This is a genomic window from Sphingobacterium sp. B16(2022), from assembly GCF_012030425.1.
GTDB classification, from domain to species: Bacteria; Bacteroidota; Bacteroidia; order Sphingobacteriales; family Sphingobacteriaceae; genus Sphingobacterium; species Sphingobacterium anhuiense.
This window is the reverse complement of sequence record NZ_JAAUVN010000002.1, coordinates 191198-207748: the sequence shown is the minus strand read 5'-3', so window position 1 is coordinate 207748 and position 16551 is coordinate 191198. Positions and strand designations below refer to the sequence as shown.

The 16551-nt window shown below is 36.1% G+C and carries 14 protein-coding genes; 9 read left to right on the top strand and 5 right to left on the bottom strand.

Annotated elements, in window-relative coordinates; translation table 11 throughout:
• Positions 1–64: 64 nt before the first annotated feature.
• On the top strand, positions 65–1411 hold the full coding sequence (locus HCX49_RS11325; RefSeq protein WP_132770888.1) for a MutS-related protein: 1347 nt from the start codon (positions 65–67) through the stop codon (positions 1409–1411).
• A gap of 82 nt (positions 1412–1493) precedes the next feature.
• Here HCX49_RS11325 and HCX49_RS11320 read toward each other — a convergent pair whose 3' ends face one another.
• On the bottom strand, positions 1494–1886 hold the full coding sequence (locus HCX49_RS11320) for a group III truncated hemoglobin (protein ID WP_132770889.1): 393 nt from the start codon (positions 1884–1886) through the stop codon (positions 1494–1496).
• A 129-nt stretch (positions 1887–2015) separates the two neighbouring features.
• Here HCX49_RS11320 and HCX49_RS11315 point away from each other — a divergent pair, with 129 nt between their 5' ends.
• Together HCX49_RS11315 and HCX49_RS11310 are read left to right on the top strand one after the other, a co-directional pair.
• Positions 2016–2372 carry a hypothetical protein gene (locus HCX49_RS11315; RefSeq protein WP_037524391.1) on the top strand — a complete coding sequence of 119 codons (357 nt, stop codon included), beginning with the start codon at positions 2016–2018 and terminating at the stop codon, positions 2370–2372.
• A gap of 52 nt (positions 2373–2424) precedes the next feature.
• Positions 2425–2862, top strand: a complete 438-nt coding sequence (locus HCX49_RS11310; RefSeq protein ID WP_021187868.1) for an RrF2 family transcriptional regulator — start codon at positions 2425–2427, stop codon at positions 2860–2862.
• A 139-nt stretch (positions 2863–3001) separates the two neighbouring features.
• Here HCX49_RS11310 and HCX49_RS11305 read toward each other — a convergent pair whose 3' ends face one another.
• Together HCX49_RS11305 and HCX49_RS11300 are read right to left on the bottom strand one after the other, a co-directional pair.
• Entirely contained in the window at positions 3002–3433 is a 432-nt protein-coding gene (locus tag HCX49_RS11305) for a nuclear transport factor 2 family protein (protein ID WP_132770890.1), read from the bottom strand.
• 185 nt (positions 3434–3618) lie between these two features.
• On the bottom strand, positions 3619–4041 hold the full coding sequence (locus tag HCX49_RS11300; RefSeq protein WP_021187871.1) for an NUDIX hydrolase: 423 nt from the start codon (positions 4039–4041) through the stop codon (positions 3619–3621).
• Between the two features lie 147 nt (positions 4042–4188).
• Here HCX49_RS11300 and HCX49_RS11295 point away from each other — a divergent pair, with 147 nt between their 5' ends.
• The gene (locus HCX49_RS11295) at positions 4189–4563 is read left to right on the top strand and encodes a winged helix-turn-helix transcriptional regulator (protein WP_206368408.1); all 375 of its coding nucleotides are present in this window, start codon (positions 4189–4191) and stop codon (positions 4561–4563) included.
• Here HCX49_RS11295 and HCX49_RS11290 read toward each other — a convergent pair.
• The gene (locus HCX49_RS11290) at positions 4560–5015 is read right to left on the bottom strand and encodes a VOC family protein (RefSeq protein WP_021187873.1); all 456 of its coding nucleotides are present in this window, start codon (positions 5013–5015) and stop codon (positions 4560–4562) included. The genes HCX49_RS11295 and HCX49_RS11290 overlap by 4 nt on opposite strands.
• Before the next feature lie 180 nt (positions 5016–5195).
• On the opposite strand from HCX49_RS11290, the gene HCX49_RS11285 reads away from it, so the two are divergent.
• Positions 5196–6536, top strand: a complete 1341-nt coding sequence (locus tag HCX49_RS11285; protein WP_132770891.1) for a DUF389 domain-containing protein — start codon at positions 5196–5198, stop codon at positions 6534–6536.
• 99 nt (positions 6537–6635) lie between these two features.
• On the opposite strand, the gene HCX49_RS11280 is transcribed toward HCX49_RS11285, so the two are convergent.
• Positions 6636–6980: a winged helix-turn-helix transcriptional regulator gene (locus tag HCX49_RS11280; RefSeq protein ID WP_132770892.1), complete on the bottom strand. Its 345-nt coding sequence runs from the start codon at positions 6978–6980 to the stop codon at positions 6636–6638.
• Between the two features lie 92 nt (positions 6981–7072).
• Between HCX49_RS11280 and HCX49_RS11275 the strand changes: the two genes are divergently transcribed.
• The 4 genes from HCX49_RS11275 to HCX49_RS11260 all read left to right on the top strand — a co-directional run bounded on the left by HCX49_RS11275 (position 7073) and on the right by HCX49_RS11260 (position 16532).
• On the top strand, positions 7073–7711 hold the full coding sequence (locus tag HCX49_RS11275; RefSeq protein ID WP_132770893.1) for a peroxiredoxin-like family protein: 639 nt from the start codon (positions 7073–7075) through the stop codon (positions 7709–7711).
• Positions 7708–8511, top strand: coding sequence for a DNA alkylation repair protein (locus HCX49_RS11270; RefSeq protein ID WP_168127135.1), 804 nt, complete (start codon positions 7708–7710; stop codon positions 8509–8511). The genes HCX49_RS11275 and HCX49_RS11270 overlap by 4 nt, the downstream gene beginning before the upstream one ends.
• A 114-nt stretch (positions 8512–8625) precedes the next feature.
• Entirely contained in the window at positions 8626–9018 is a 393-nt protein-coding gene (locus HCX49_RS11265) for a DUF1801 domain-containing protein (protein WP_132770895.1), read from the top strand.
• A 530-nt stretch (positions 9019–9548) separates the two neighbouring features.
• Positions 9549–16532: a type I polyketide synthase gene (locus HCX49_RS11260; protein ID WP_168127134.1), complete on the top strand. Its 6984-nt coding sequence runs from the start codon at positions 9549–9551 to the stop codon at positions 16530–16532.
• The last annotated feature ends 19 nt before the right edge of the window (positions 16533–16551 follow it).

Below are 16551 nucleotides of genomic sequence, written 5' to 3'. Positions count from 1 at the left end.
AGTTTAGATTCAGCAGTAAAAAAGAAACAATTCGACAAACCATTAATAAACAATTTCTAAAGATATGTTCACAATTGATAAGCAAACCCTCAGTGATTTAAACGCTATTGATCATAGAGATTTTAGTTTATGTAATTTCTTTGACAATACCAGCACTTTAGGCGGAAGGTCCCTATTATACAGCTACTTCATTAATCCATTAAAAGATATAAAAGAAATCCAAGACCGAAACGAAGCAATCGAATACTTATCAAACGTAATGGATAATCATCCATTCGATAAATATATGTTCCAAGATTTAGAAAAATATTTAAGTCTTGGAGTAGAAACTGATTCAGCAAATCTATTTCGTTACTACTCAGAAAAATTATCTTTCAATTTCTGGTCCGCAGAAAATCAAATGGAACGCGTATTAATCAAACGCTCTATTGCCGAAATCGCCATGTTAATCACATACTTGACAGAATTATTAAATAAAGCAGTAGAACAGGAAAAACCTGTAGGACGACTCAGGGAGATGTTTAAATCTTTAAACAAATTAACATCAGATTTTGATCTATCCGAATTAAAAGTAATAGCCAGTAAAAAAATATCGCCCGCTTTAATTCTCAAATATGATTATAAATTCAGAAATTTAAATAATCACAATATTAAAAAGATTTTTACTATTATCTACGAACTAGATATTTATCAAGGAATTGCAAAATCCATGATGCAAAATCATCTTATTTTTCCCACATTTCACAATAAAACCGATGTAGATCATATGTTAGAGATAAAAGGAGCCTATAATCTATTTTTAAAAAAGCCTATAAAAAACGATATCATCATATCACAAGAGAAAAACATCTGGTTTTTAACTGGAGCAAACATGACTGGTAAATCGACCTTGTTAAAAACCCTAGGAGCATGCATTTATTTAGCTCACTTGGGCTTACCTGTTCCCGCAGAAAAAATGGATACACTTTTTTTTGATGGCCTTTTAACGACAATCAATCTTGGTGATGACCTTAGCTCTGGCCGCAGCCATTTCTACAATGAGGTACTTAGAGTAAAAAAAGCAGCTGAACTAATTGCTTCAAAGAAGAGAATGATTATTTTGCTGGATGAATTATTTAAAGGAACAAATTATGACGATGCTTATCACGCTACTTTAACATTAGTAGAAAGATGTGAAGAATTAAACAATTCTATTTTTCTGATATCCTCTCATATAACTGAACTAAGTGCGAAATTAAACAAAAATCATGTTGAGCTAAAACATTTAGAAACATTAATTAATGAAGAATCACATATTACCTTCACTTATCGATTAATTCCAGGTGTCTCCACAGAAAAGCTGGGTATGCGTTTACTCGAGAGAGAAAAAGTATTTGAATTATTTAAATCAATTCCATCTCAAAGATCTTAATTTTAACAATACCAAACTAGGGTTCAAATATTTTAACAAAATCCGATTGATCAGTACTAACACATCTTTATAGTATTAAGGTTCATATTAATGGTTTGGTATTTAAATTATTAAAATAAGTGATTTTAGATAAAAACATAGTTGCCATTTTATCTCCTCTATGAATAGCTTCATCAGCTTTCTCTCCTTCAAAAAATTCCTGAACCGTACTATACCAGAGCTTTAGCCAAGCATCAAAATGCACATTAGTAAGAGCCATAGCAGCATGTGGCGGAAATGGACTTCCAAAGTAAGTATGCTTTTCCAACAAGATAGTTTGCCAAAAACTATACATTTTTTTCAAATGATCCTCCCAGCGGCCAGCCAGTAGATTATTGAAGATGGGACCAATGAGAGCATCCTCACGTACCCTGCCGTAAAACGTATCAACAAGTAATTGAATATCTGCTAATGAAGTTATATCTTTCTTTTCCATATTCCTAATACACAAATTGATAAAGGGTTATTTTTAAAATTGTATCGACAAACAAATATAGCCATAATTAAAAGAGTTAAACATCTTTTATAACTATATTTGTACTAATCAAAAAAAACTGACATGGAAATGAACAAACAAAACACTCCGGTATCACTCTATAAAGAAGTGTCATATAAAGGAGAAAAACCATCAGTAACAGTCTTACTCGAAACATCATCGACTAAAGAGATTCGGATATGTCTAGCAGAAGGAGTAATTATGACCGATCACAAAAGCCCATTTCCCATTGTCATACACATCCAGGAAGGTTCCATAATTTTAAATGTAGCAGGAGTTATACATAACATGGAAAAAGGAGATCTCATTGGCTTAGAAGGTGCCATCATGCATAATCTTACAGCAAATAAAAACAGTATCATAAGACTTTCTATACACAAGCAGGATCATGTCCAACGCGTCCAAAATGTTATAAATATCAATTAGAACAGTATCTTTGCACATAAGATTACAATTAAAGAAAATATAATTTAAAAAAATGGGTGTTTTTTCTAAAACCTGTGAATATGCCATGCGTGCAGTCTTTTATATCGCTCAAAGTTCTCATGAGGGTAGAAAAGTAGGCATTAAAGAGATTGCTGAAAAAGTAAAGCTACCAGAACCCTTTCTAGGTAAGATTCTTCAGAATCTCAGCAGAGTAGGTGTAATACAATCTTCGAAAGGACCTAATGGCGGATTTTACATTGATCCTGCAGGGTTAAAAAAACCAATTGCCGACATAGTCTTAGCTGTAGACGGCGAGCAGATCTTTATCGGATGTGGCATGGGATTAGATTATTGTTCCGAGAAAAACCCATGTCCTCTGCACAACGATTTCAAAAAAGTAAGAAATCACCTTAGTGCCATGCTTAAAAATACAACAATTGGTCAATTTAATCTAGAACTCATAAAAGGTAGCTTAACATTATCTAAATAATAATTAACCTGAATTCTTAATAACAAGAAAACAAATTCCTTCATAATATCAGTAAAAGAATCAACTATTATCGGAAAACAAAAAAGTCCTATCTTTCGACAGGACTAACATAAACATATGATACTTAATTAAACATTTTCTATTGATAACAATTAATAGATTTTGAAACTTTCCAGGCTCCGCCGTCATTAACTAAAGTAACCAAATCTGTTTTAGTAAAATTTTCAAATTGCATAGTAACTTTCGCTACCATATAATGTGAAGACTGTTCTAAGATCAAAGTTGTCGTTTTACAATTTAACTTTTCTCCTTTTTGTTTTTTCAAAAAACTGATAACGTCCGAACGGCTATTTGTTCTTGCAATTTTACCCTGGACTTTCTGATTATAATCAGCAGTAAATAACTGCTCTAAACCTAGCGACTGCCCTTCAGTCATTACGTCTATATAATGATCGATTGCAAAATTTGCAGTTGACAAATTGATTGTCTTTTCAGGATTTCCCGAAGCCATTGTAAGTGTACTGATTGCAACCAATACTGCTACAGTGAATGTTTTTACTAGCGTTTTCATAATGTCTTTATTTTATAAATTTAGTTTTCTTGAGTTATCAGTTAGTCAGTTAAATACCCCATTCTTAAAAAGTATTTCTTTTAACTTTCTGACTCAAAATTAAGACAAGGAACACGCTCTTTTTATTACATTTAGATCAACAATATAAAAAACTCGGTGAATAGCAGGAAAATAAAGGTAAAGTATCAGACCTTTATTAGCCGGTCTGCTTCCAGTTTATCAAAAACCATTAAAACACCAATCACTTGAAACTGCTCTTTCATATATGATGCTCTCGAAAAATACTGGACCGCCCCGATTTCATTGCTAGGATTAATCTCTTCTCTAAGATCATATATAAAACAATCCTGCTCCATAATAACCACAGGATTTTCGCCATATGCAGGAGCAGTTATATGACAATAAAAATCCAATCTATCATCGTTCAGGTCAATCATCAATTCTTCTCTAATCTCCCGCTTTAAAGACGTTAATGAACTCTCTCCACGATCCACCTTACCGCCAGGCAAATACCATGCTTTTTTATTATTACTATAGGCCAACAAGAGTTTATTATCTTTTAAAGTGATTAAACCTGCTGTAAGAAGACTTGAATTAAGCGTATCCATATCAAAAATTTTAAACTTATATAACGCGTAATCTAATAATTTTTAAAGAAAAATCAATAGTCAGATTTACTTATTAAAATGTGCATAAAGGAAAAACATCTTTTTCTATGGGCATAAAGGCATCAAAAGAATTTCCGTTAAGGAGAAATGAATAATTTATCCATAACTTGTCCTTCTCATGAATCAATATCAAATATGCGTAAAGAAAATTCAACAAATTCTATAAATGAAAAATCGCTATTAGAGTTTTGCAAAGCCCATAAAGCACTCGCTCAAATCAGTGGTAGATGGAAATTATCTTTACTATTTGCTCTCCATGAAGAAGATTTATATTACGCAAGTTTTAAATCCATACTTCCAGATATTTCCGACCGGATACTCACCAAGCAACTGAAAGAATTGGTCGAAGATCAAATTATAGATAACAAAAAAGATAAAGTCAAATCGCTTTACATCCTAACCGAAAAAGGAAGGAAAATTTTAGCCTTATTAACCGCCTTAGGGGCTATCGGTGAAAACTAGAAACTTACCTGTTCTAAAAATTCTATAACCTCACCATTTGGACTATAAACCAAACTATTATGAACACCGACAGATTTAGATTTATTTTTCAACTGAATAGCAAGCACTCCATTGCTCAGGTCTATAGCTCCAGCTTTTAATGCTTCCACCCTTGCTTTAGCCGCGTCCTTGACAACAAAGCAGATATGAAGAATAGAATTTTCGACCATTTCCTCCCCTAACCTTCGCTTTCTACCCTGAGCAGGCATATCGGCATCACCATCGCATATTTCAACATATACATTAATCTGTTCATGATACATCATGACACATTTTTCGAGATTAAAATCAGGTAATGACCAAGAGTGCACAATTACAAATCCCAATTGTTCGTAGAACTTTACTGTTTCATCAAATTGAGGAGCCTTTAACGAATAATGATGAAAACCGACAATATTTTCTGACAACTTCATATTACATATTTTAGACAAACCTATGAAAGCTTATCGCTGAATAAAAGAACTTACAAAATTGTTCGTTGGCCGCATCATAATATTTAAAGAAAAAAACTCATCCAGCATATCATAAGAATATCCTAACATTTATCAAACGATTTTTAACAAATACTGTTATTGAGTAATAATAGAGAAATTATGGCAAACTCCAAATTCATACGATTTTTCAATTTACATACTGGCGAAGACAAAAAGGAAAATGTCTTAGAAAATGTCGTAAATAATATTTCATTTCGAGGAGCTAATCTTTGGATACTAGCTTGCGCTATAGTCATTGCCTCGGTAGGTTTGAACGTGAACTCTACAGCAGTCATTATAGGAGCTATGCTTATTTCACCTTTAATGAGTCCAATAGTAGGAGCCGGATTCGCATTAGGAGTTTATGACTTTCCGCTGTTAAAAAAATCATTAAAAAATCTTCTTATTGCAACCTTTGTAAGTTTATTGGTTTCTTTCTTATATTTCACTCTAAGTCCTTTCAAAGATGCACAATCCGAACTCTTGGCACGCACCTCACCTAATATATACGATGTACTTATTGCCTTCTTCGGTGGACTTGTTGGTGTTATTGCCATCACCCGTGTCGAAAAAGGAAATCCAATACCTGGAGTTGCTATAGCAACAGCATTAATGCCTCCTTTATGTACTGCAGGCTATGGGCTAGCAATTGGCAATCTTTCTTATTTCGCGGGAGCATTGTATCTCTATATGATCAACTGTTTTTTCATATGCCTTTCTACTTTTATCATTGTCAAATACCTCAACTATCCAAAGGTTAACTTTGTAGATGCAAACCGTGAAAAGAAAATAACACGTGTCATTTCACTGATTATTCTCGTACTTATTATTCCTAGTGTCTACTTCGCATATACATTGTTAGAACAAAAACAATATTCACAAAAAGTCAATAAATTTATTCAGACAGCGTTTACAGACAAAGGATATACAGTCGTTTTTGAAAGAACGAACTATAATTCTAATCCTAAAAAATTAGAATTAGCATTCTTAATCAAAAAATTCAGCAAAGAAGAGGTCGATAGAATAAAAAGAGAAATGGAAGATTATGGAATTAAAAATACAGAACTAGTCATCCGTCAAGACAACAATGATCTTAAAGCAGATATTTTAAACGAAATCAACAAAAAAGAACAGAATCTTTCTGAAAAAGATATTAGAATAAAACAATTAAATGCCGAATTGAACAAATACCAGATCAATACGCCAAATTTACAAGAGAATATCAAAATCTTATTTCCGCAGATAACGAGCTACAGCATAGGTGTACAGAATAAAATAATCACTGCGGATAGCGCTATCAATACCATTTCTTTAATTTATATAGCAGATAAAAAACTAAGCGAAGAAGAATTTATCAAGCTCCAGAATTGGATGAAGATCCAATTTCCGGAAAGAGAAGTAGCTGTTATTGCAAACCAGAACAGTGATTTTGCACTGCCACGAAAGGAATCGACAAAGTAAGCTTTCCATTTCCCTACAGGGAAATGGCTTAAATCATGGTTAAAATTGTTCCTTTATATCGTGAAGCGATGCTTCATCAGTTCATTACTAGTGAACCTATCACTTAAAATCCGATTTTTCCTGCAACAGTAATTCTCCCCAAGCATTTAATTTCCATAGTACCTCCACCAGTTTTTCACCTAGAGGTGTAAGCGTATATTCAACACGTGGAGGTAACTCATTAAAGCTTTTTTTACTTAAAACACCATCTTCTTCAAGCTCCTTTAATTGTTGATTTAACACGCGGCGATCCACCTTAACTATTCCCCTCAACATTTCACTAGGACGCTTTTCACCTTCATTGATCCGCCAGATAATCGGAATTTTCCATTTACCACTTATCGTATTCACCGCAAATTCCAATGGACATATTTTTTCAGATATAGCTTGCACCTTTGATTTCATAAAATTGACTTTTTTATCCCATAGGGATAATAATATGCGGTATTGTCATTATGAATTTACTTTTAAATATTTGCAAAAACAAATCATATCGCATGACAAACTTAGCAAAGAAAATAGATGAAATTAATAAAAACTTAGCCGCACAATTGCCGGCTGACATTATCGAAGTTTTTAGTCAATCTATTCAAGAATTAAAGAGCAGTAAAATTGAAGAAAATAGCACACAGGTCGGTAATAAATTCCCCAATTTCAGCCTAAAGAATACCAGTAATCAAATCATCCACTTAAATGAATTACTAAAAAAAGGCAAAGTAATTGTAGCTTTTTTTCGTGGTAGCTGGTGTCCCTATTGCAATGTAGAACTAAAGGCATTACAGGACCACATGGAATTTTTTAAAGAAAAAAACATTTCGTTAGTCGCTATAGCTCCACAATCGGAAAGTTATAACAAAGAATTAGAAGTGAACCACATGCTCCGTTATGATATTTTGACGGATCAGGATAATACACTAGCCAAACAACTCGGCATTTCATTTGAGCTACCAAACTACGCCCTCACCACCTATGAAAAGTTAGGGATTAAACTGTCAAAATATAATAAAAATGATCATAAAGAATTACCAATACCAGCAGTATACATCATTGATACAAATTATAACATAACCTATCAATTTGTTGATAGCAATTATATGAACAGAGTAAATATTCAAGACCTTATCGACCAATTATGATCGAAGTAAAAAGAACAGGAGCAAGATCAACTAAAGATCTATCTCCAGCTATTTTAAAGCAATTAAATTGTGGAGAAGTCGAAACAGCAAATCTGATTGAGTGGTTAGCGATTGATCAACGATCTTTACTGATGCATATATTAAAGCAACATAAACGCATAGCGTATCTAAAACCAGTTTTAGTAGCTATTGATCAGCTAAAAAAACAAACAGTCAATACGATCAATGAAGCTATCGGAACAGCGCTCTTTGAGCAATCATTCAAAAATGGAGATCAGCAATTTCTAAAAATATTATCCCAACATCAGGCCGATATGGCTCGCTGTTGGGCAACATACACAATTGGCAGAAATCATGAATTGAGCATTGAGCAGACACTAGAGCAAATTAAGCCATTTGCTGCAGACACACATTTCGGAGTGAGAGAGATCAGCTGGATGGCGGTAAGACATAAAATTAAAGATAATTTATTTTCCAGCATCAGCATCCTTTCCAACTGGACTTCGCATGAAAACAAAAATGTAAGAAGATTTAGCAGCGAGGCTACAAGACCACGCGGTGTATGGTGCCAGCATATTGATCTACTCAAAAACAAACCTGAGCTAGCATTAGAAATTTTGGAACCACTTCGATCCGATCCAGATCGTTATGTACAGGACAGTGTTGGCAACTGGCTCAACGATGCCAGTAAGACAAAAGCAGATTTCGTGCGCTCACTTTGTGAGCGCTGGGAAAAAGAAAGTGGTACAAAAGAAACAAAATATATCATCAAAAAAGCATTAAGAACAATTAGATCATAAATAACCAAATACTATTTTTCTTGTCATTTGCAAAGTAGAAACCAGTGAAAATTATTGTAAATTCAGTCCGAAAGACCAAGAATTATCAAACACATATAATTATTCATATAAAATATGGATCCCTATATTAGAATCTACAATAGTCAACTGAATCAAGAAGACCAAGCCATATGTGATATGCTAGCTGAGGAAATTTCCCAACATTTACCAGATGCTGAAAATAAAATATGGCATGCACATCCCGTATGGTTTATAGAAAAAAATCCCATTGTAGGATACAGCAGACAAAAAGCTGGAATAAGACTGATATTTTGGAGTGGTTCAGATTTTGAAGAAGAAAAATTAAAGTTTATCGGTGCTAAATTTAAAGATGCATCGATTTACTATAATTCCATTTCTCAAATTGATAAAAACGATTTAAAACGCTGGCTAGAAAAATCAATAAAAATACAATGGGACTACAAGAATATTATAAAACGAAAAGGAATATTGATCCGATTGAAGTAAATCTATGATTTCAAAAATCCAGAAATAAAAATCTGTGCAAAACCATTTTACATCAAAAATCTTAACACAACCAAATCGTTAAATAAAGAGAATCAAATAATGGCATGAGCCCCTTACAACCATTAATCTTACCTGATAAATAGTTCATTGCTAGCCTAAGTATTCTTCAAAAAAAATACTTTTTATTGCAAATTATTTCACTTAATAAAGTGAAAATTAGGATAAAATTCTACTTTTAGATTTAACACTCTCCAAATATTACTAAAATAGTATGAATAAAAGCTTTTATATCGATTAAAAAGTATTAATAAGCCAATAAAACATAATTATAATCAAATTATATATTTTTAGTTAATCATAATCAAGTAATTAATACTTTTTTGTTAAAAAATCATTATCAAATTAGCTTTATTATTAAAAATGTAACAAAAAATAATTACTTTTAATCAGCTATAGCAGCCTATTCCGCCGAAAAGGTTTTCGCGTTTTGTTATGGAATCACCTGCTACCATTTCAACATCATCAATGTAATGAGAAATTTAACCATATTTGGATTAACCCCTTTTGAAAAGCCTGACATCAACCTTATGTATAAATTACATCAGGCAGGTGCAATTCCATTCTTAAGTTTAGGACATCAGTTAACAACAGCTCAAGAGGCGTTGCAACAACTTGATCACCTAGATATACCTGCCTGTGGTATTTACTTTCCAGACGAAAGTTTTACATCACTTCAGATTCCGGGAAAAGTACAATATATTATTCTTCCATCTGTGACCGTGACTAAGCCAGCTTCAGATCTATCCGTTTTTTACCAGGTAAATAGCTTAGAAGAGGCAAAATCTGCCGAAAAATTAGGTGCGGCAGGAATCATCGTAAAAGGCAACGAAGCTGCTGGCCTTGTTGGTTACGAATCAACTTTTGTCTTATTTCAACGTATAATCAAAGAAATTAAAACTCTACCTATATGGGTTCAAGGTGGTATTGGTGTTCATACTGCAGCTGCAGCAATGGCTTTAGGTGCTGCTGGTATTGTATTGGATAGCCAGTTGGCACTATTTCCTGAAAGTAGTATACCTAAAAGCTTAAAAGAGCTTTGTTCAAAACTAAATGGCACAGAAACGAAGATTATTGCAAATCATAGGGTGTTGGTTAGACCAAACTCCCCTGCTTTACCAGAGGAAATTAATGCCGAAAATCTGAAGCAATATTTCAAAGACCTTGATCCTACCCATAGCTATATACCAATGGGACAAGATATTTCATTGGCCATAGATCTATATGAAGATTTCAAAAGTCTAAAGAAATTGATCTTTGGATTCAAGGAGGCTATGTATGGCCATTTGAAACAGGCAAAGACGTTAAATGTCATCAGCAAGGATAATATTATGGCCAAAGAACTTGGTCTACGTTACCCAATTGCACAGGGTCCTATGACGCGTGTCAGTGATGTTCCAGCTTTTGCCAGTGCTGTTTCTGAAGCAGGAGCATTATCTTTTGTCGCACTATCCCTACTAAAAGGAGAGCAAGCAAAAGCTTTGATCATGGAAACTAAAACCCGCGCTGGTGAAAAGCCTTGGGGGGTTGGTATTTTAGGTTTTGCTCCTCAAGAGTTAAGAGATGAGCAATCTGCCCATATACTAGCCGCAAAACCTCCGGTGGTATTAATTGCCGGTGGAAGACCTGCACAAGCAAAAGTCTTTGAAAAAGCGGGCATAAAAACTTTCCTTCATGTGCCTTCGCCAGCACTTTTAGATATCTTCTTAAAGGAAGGGGCTAAAAACTTCATCTTTGAAGGTCGGGAGTGTGGTGGACACGTAGGCCCCCTTTCCAGTATGGTACTTTGGGAAAAACAGATTGAACGTCTTTTAAAGGAAGATCATCCCGAAAACATCAGTGTGTTTTTTGCAGGTGGCATCCATGACGCTCTTTCAACTGCTTTTGTATCGATTATGGCGGCACCACTAGCTGCCAGAGGTGTAAAAATTGGTGTCCTTATGGGTACTGCTTACCTTTATACACAAGAAGCAGTAAGCACGGGGGCTATTCAACAGGAATTTCAGAACCAAGCACTGCACGCAAAAGATACCGTTTTATTAGAAACGGCGCCTGGACATGAAACCCGCTGTCTTAATACTGCTTTTGCTACCCATTTCAATACCGAAAAAGCAAAATTGCTAGCCGCAGGGCTCGATAAAAAACAAGTGTGGGAACAACTTGAAAAATTAAATGTAGGCCGCTTAAGAATTGCAGCTAAAGGTATAGAACGTCAGGGGGACAAGCTTGTCACTATAGCGAAAGATGATCAATTAGACTTGGGTATGTATATGATTGGACAAGTTGCGACGATGCAGAACCAAGCGCTATCACTTACTGAACTTCATGAAAATGTGAGTGCAGCTAATTTTGTTCATATTCAACAAGCCGTTTTACCTGAAGAACCTGCATCACTGGAAAAACCGTTGGATGTTGCTGTTATCGGTATGGAATGTATATTCCCGGGTGCAAAAAACCTTGAAGAATATTGGCGTAATATTATTTTAGGAAAAGACAGTGTAACAGAAGTTCCTGATGAGCGCTGGAATAAAGATCTTTATTATCACCCGGATGTAGATGGTCCTGATGTTTCGCATTCGAAATGGGGCGGTTTCATTCCTAAAATTGATTTCGATCCCTTAGCATTTGGAATTCCACCGCAATCGCTAGCCGCTATTGAACCTACTCAGTTATTAACACTGCTTGTTGCAAAACGTGCTATGGATAATGCTGGATATGCCGACAAAAGCATTGACAGAGAAAACATTTCAGTTATCATTGGTGCCGAAGGCGGTAATGATCTCGCCAATAGTTATAGTTTTAGAGGATACTATAAGCAAGTTTTTGGAGAACTGCATGAAGAAGTAAAAACAGCATTTCCACATACAACGGAAGATTCTTTCCCAGGTATTTTAGCCAATGTAATCGCAGGTCGAATTACAAATCGTCTTGATCTTGGTGGCCGCAATTTCACTGTTGACGCAGCTTGCGCATCCTCATTGGCAGCGGTTGATCTGGCTTGTCAAGAACTGATTTTAGGAAAATCAGACGTTGTGTTAGCAGGTGGTGCCGATTTACATAACGGCATCAACGATTACCTCATGTTTTCAAGTACACACGCACTTTCACGTAAAGGCCGCTGTGCAACATTTGACAGTGATGCCGATGGTATTGCATTAGGTGAAGGTGTTGCTATCTTAGTCTTAAAACGATACGAAGATGCTCTTCGTGATGGTGATCGTATCTATTCTGTGATTAAAGGTGTAGGTGGATCGAGTGACGGTAAAGCATTAGGTCTTACTGCTCCAAGAAAAATTGGTCAAGTACGTGCGCTAGAGCGTGCGTACTCACAAGCAGGTATTAGTCCCGCACGTGTCGGTTTAGTAGAAGCACATGGTACAGGAACCGTAGTCGGTGATAAAACTGAACTAAGTGCCCTCACCAATCTTTTCAGCAAATCGGGAGCACTGCCCGGCCAGACACATTTGGGATCTGTGAAAACTCAAATCGGACATACAAAATGTGCGGCTGGTTTAGCAGGCCTGATCAAGGCTTCCTTAGCCGTATACTATGGCGTAAAACCTCCCACCCTACACCTCAAACAGCCAAATGCATATTATAATGCGCAAACGAGCCCATTTGCATTTTATGCTGAAAGTGGCTTATGGAATGATAAGAATCGTTATGCGGGTATTAGTGCCTTTGGTTTTGGTGGTACAAATTTTCACACAGTCATCGCTAACCATCCTACCGCAGATAAGAACGCTACTTTACAAGCTTGGCCATCAGAGCTTTTTGTCTTTCGAGGAAAATCCTATGAAGAAGCCAAAAATCAACTGAAACAGATCAAATCTGTATTAGATACCAACGATGAACTTCCACTAAAAAATATTGCTTATAGTTTAGCCACAGGCTCGACTGATCCGATTCAATTAAGCATTGTTGCGGATAATGCAGAAGATTTAATGATGAAAATTGAGTTGGTACTCTCAGGTATTGAAAGTAAAGACACGTACATCGTCAATAATAAACCTGGTAAAGTTGCCTTCCTCTTCCCCGGACAAGGTAGTCAGCGCATCAATATGGCGCGCGATTTATTCGTGGTATTTCCAGAAATGCGCCAATTATTGGCCGATCATCCGGAACTAGAACAAGTCGTCTTTCCGTCAGCTACCTTCAATGATAATGATTTAAAGCAACAAAAGGAAACCATTAAAGATACCCGTTTAGCACAACCCCTTTTAGGTATTATAGATCTTGCCATTGCAAAATTCCTGAAGTCATTAGGCATCGTGCCCGATATGCTTGCTGGTCATAGTTACGGTGAACTACCTGCTTTATGTTTTGCCGGTGTATTTGATGAAGAAAAATTAGTTGAATTAAGTTTGAAACGAGCTCAGTCTATTTTAGACGCAGTAGAAAATGGCGATCCAGGTACGATGTTAGCTGTGAATGCTGGAACAGGCCGTCTAAAATCTATTGTTGATCAGGTAGATAATTGCTATCTCGTTAATTTCAATGCACCATCGCAATGTGTAGTAGCAGGAAGTTCCATTGGTATCAATAAACTAATGGAATTATTAAAACAGGAACGGATTTCTGCAAAAAAATTAGAAGTAGCCTGTGCTTTTCACAGTCCACTAGTTGCTAAATCAAAAGAACTATATCACAGCGTCCTAAAAGATGTAGCTTTTCAGGATATGCAAATTCCTGTTTGGTCTAACACATCTGCTACCTTATATCCAATAAATAGTTCGGATATCAAAACCAGATTAACGGATCATTTAGTAGAACCTGTCCGATTTGTGGAAGAAATTCAAGCCATGTATACCGCTGGCGCACGTATATTCATCGAAGTCGGTCCTGGAAAAGTACTAACAGGTTTAACAAAATCCTGTTTAGATAAAGACGAGGTAGCACTTCATGTCGAAGACAGCAGCCGGAATAAATTGACCCATCTGCTAGGTATGCTCGCACAATATCTCAGTACAGGCCGCAACTTTAAAATAAGTCAACTTTTTGAAGGTCGCGACACAACTTTTATTCAAATCGATCAACCCGAAATTTACAAAAAAAATCCTGCTATTTGGCGTGTAAATGGCCAATCTGCCCTACCAACTACGGGAACATTGCCAACCAATGGTGCATTACCAATATTAACTCCTTTACAAATGAACAACTCTGCCAATCAACCGGCCTCTTCGTCTGATAGTCAACTTGCTACCGAACGCATGTTGCAAGAATATCTGAACAGTATGAAGATGCTTATACAGGCACAACGCGATGTGATGCTCACTTTTTTAGGACAAAATCCGGGCATAAATCCCATTCCGCCCCATACTCCTGCCATACCTAACACAATCATCGACTGTTCGGCAACACTTCCTGCTGCACCCATCATACAGCAGTTAACAACAGTAAATCAAGTAAAAACAGCTCCAGCTAAAGACATCAAAACTATATTATTACAGATAGTCAGTGAAAAAACTGGTTATCCACAGGAAATGCTTGGTATGGAAATGGATCTTGAAGCAGATCTAAGTATCGACTCGATCAAAAGAGTTGAGATTATCGGAACACTTCGTACCGAACTTAATCTATTTTCTGATGATCATAGCAATGAAGATACCATAATGGAACAATTAGCAGCGATCAAAACCTTAAGCGGTTTAGTTTCTTGGCTAAAAGAATACACAAGTACAGCAGCGACATCCGAAATCGAAACAGCACCTAATGAGACCATAGATTTAAAAACTCAAGTCCAGGATCAGCTGAGCCTTCAACAGCTCCAAACAGCAATATTGGATATTGTAAGTGAAAAGACGGGATATCCAAAAGAGATGCTCGGGCTTGACTTAGATCTGGAGGCCGACTTAAGTATCGATTCCATTAAACGTATGGAGATCATCAGCGATCTCAAAACCAAAATTGGTTTTGGAGACGATATGGAGCAAGCAGATGATTTGATGGAAAAACTCGCAGCTATCAAAACGTTGAATGGTTTAGCAACTTGGATTAAGGACATCAGTCAAGATGAGCCTGTACCAAGCAGCTTGTCACGCCTAAGCCTTGGATTAGCTCCAGCAGACTTACCATTAACACAAAACATGGACCTTATAAAAGGAAAACGCTTTGCCATTACACAAGATAATAGTGCTCAAGTAGCAGCAATAAAAAGTAATCTGGAGAAATATGGTGCTCATGTAGAATTGATCGACATCAATACCGAAATAGCTGATTTTGATGGACTCATCATGTTACACCTTTTCACATCTACGGTCAAGCATACCATCATTGATTATATTTCGTTAATTCAGAAACTTGATTTTGATAAAGCGAAGTGGGTATATTTAATTTCAGACACTTCATCACATCTTGGTGAAGTTAAAGATGTCAATGTATTGAGACATTATCAGGGTTACGCTGGTTTATTCAAAAGTTTAGCGAGAGAATTTGATCACACGACTTGTCGATTGATTAATTTAAGTACACCGCTAGGGACTGAACAAATTGCAGAGATAGTGCTAAAAGAAATCCTAACAACAGAAAAGCAAGCGGAGGTCATCTATAAGAATGAACAGCGCCACCGGATGGATTTGACACCTTCACCATTTCCGAACAGTCTCGACAAAGCACAGATCCAACTAGATTCAAAATCTGTCGTATTAGTACTTGGTGGCGGACAGGGCATTACTTCCGAACTTGTGAAACACATGGCTGAAGCACACCCTTGTACGTATATTCTGATCGGCCGTTCAGCCGATCCAAGAATCGAATCAGCTGAACTGAAAGAAATGGAAGGTATGACGACCAAGGAGGAAATTAGAAGCTATCTGATTCAAACTGCAAGATTCACTTCTCCTGCTCAAATCGAAAAGGAGACTGTACGAATTTTCAAAAACAATCAAATCCTACGTACGATCCGTCATATGGAGTGTCTTGGAAGCACGGTCGTTTATCAATCCCTAGATCTTTGCGACGAACTAGGACTAAGCGCTTTATTAAATAGTATCTATACGGAATATGGGAAAATAGACGGGGTCATTCATGGTGCCGGTTTATTAGAAGATAAACTTTTCAGACAGAAGACAGCAAGCTCATTCAGCCGTGTTTTTGATACAAAAGTAAAACCATTACGTGTACTTGCAGAACAGTTACGTACTGATTGTCAGTTTGTCGTGTTGTTTTCAAGTATTGCCTCCGTTTACGGTAACAAAGGCCAGACCGATTATGCCGCAGCCAATAGCGTTATGGATGATTATGCGCAAGCATTAAACCAGCGCATCGCTGGTAAAGTGATTTCAATCAACTGGGGTCCATGGAAAGGTGCTGGCATGGTTTCTCAATCTTTAGAAACAGAGTATGAACGTCGTGGTATTTCATTAATTCCTTTAAAAGAAGGAAAAGAAGTTTTTCTGAATGAAATAAATTACGGAACGGAAAATCAAGTGTTGATTATGTCGGGAAACAATTGGTAAACATCGGTATAGAATAATT

Coding starts and splice junctions, on each gene's coding strand:
- HCX49_RS11325 (WP_132770888.1), top strand. CDS start 65: ATGTTCACAATTGATAAGCAAACCCTCAGTGATTTAAACGCTATTGAT.
- HCX49_RS11320 (WP_132770889.1), bottom strand. CDS start 1,886: ATGGAAAAGAAAGATATAACTTCATTAGCAGATATTCAATTACTTGTT.
- HCX49_RS11315 (WP_037524391.1), top strand. CDS start 2,016: ATGAACAAACAAAACACTCCGGTATCACTCTATAAAGAAGTGTCATAT.
- HCX49_RS11310 (WP_021187868.1), top strand. CDS start 2,425: ATGGGTGTTTTTTCTAAAACCTGTGAATATGCCATGCGTGCAGTCTTT.
- HCX49_RS11305 (WP_132770890.1), bottom strand. CDS start 3,433: ATGAAAACGCTAGTAAAAACATTCACTGTAGCAGTATTGGTTGCAATC.
- HCX49_RS11300 (WP_021187871.1), bottom strand. CDS start 4,041: ATGGATACGCTTAATTCAAGTCTTCTTACAGCAGGTTTAATCACTTTA.
- HCX49_RS11295 (WP_206368408.1), top strand. CDS start 4,189: ATGAATAATTTATCCATAACTTGTCCTTCTCATGAATCAATATCAAAT.
- HCX49_RS11290 (WP_021187873.1), bottom strand. CDS start 5,015: ATGAAGTTGTCAGAAAATATTGTCGGTTTTCATCATTATTCGTTAAAG.
- HCX49_RS11285 (WP_132770891.1), top strand. CDS start 5,196: ATGGCAAACTCCAAATTCATACGATTTTTCAATTTACATACTGGCGAA.
- HCX49_RS11280 (WP_132770892.1), bottom strand. CDS start 6,980: ATGAAATCAAAGGTGCAAGCTATATCTGAAAAAATATGTCCATTGGAA.
- HCX49_RS11275 (WP_132770893.1), top strand. CDS start 7,073: ATGACAAACTTAGCAAAGAAAATAGATGAAATTAATAAAAACTTAGCC.
- HCX49_RS11270 (WP_168127135.1), top strand. CDS start 7,708: ATGATCGAAGTAAAAAGAACAGGAGCAAGATCAACTAAAGATCTATCT.
- HCX49_RS11265 (WP_132770895.1), top strand. CDS start 8,626: ATGGATCCCTATATTAGAATCTACAATAGTCAACTGAATCAAGAAGAC.
- HCX49_RS11260 (WP_168127134.1), top strand. CDS start 9,549: ATGAGAAATTTAACCATATTTGGATTAACCCCTTTTGAAAAGCCTGAC.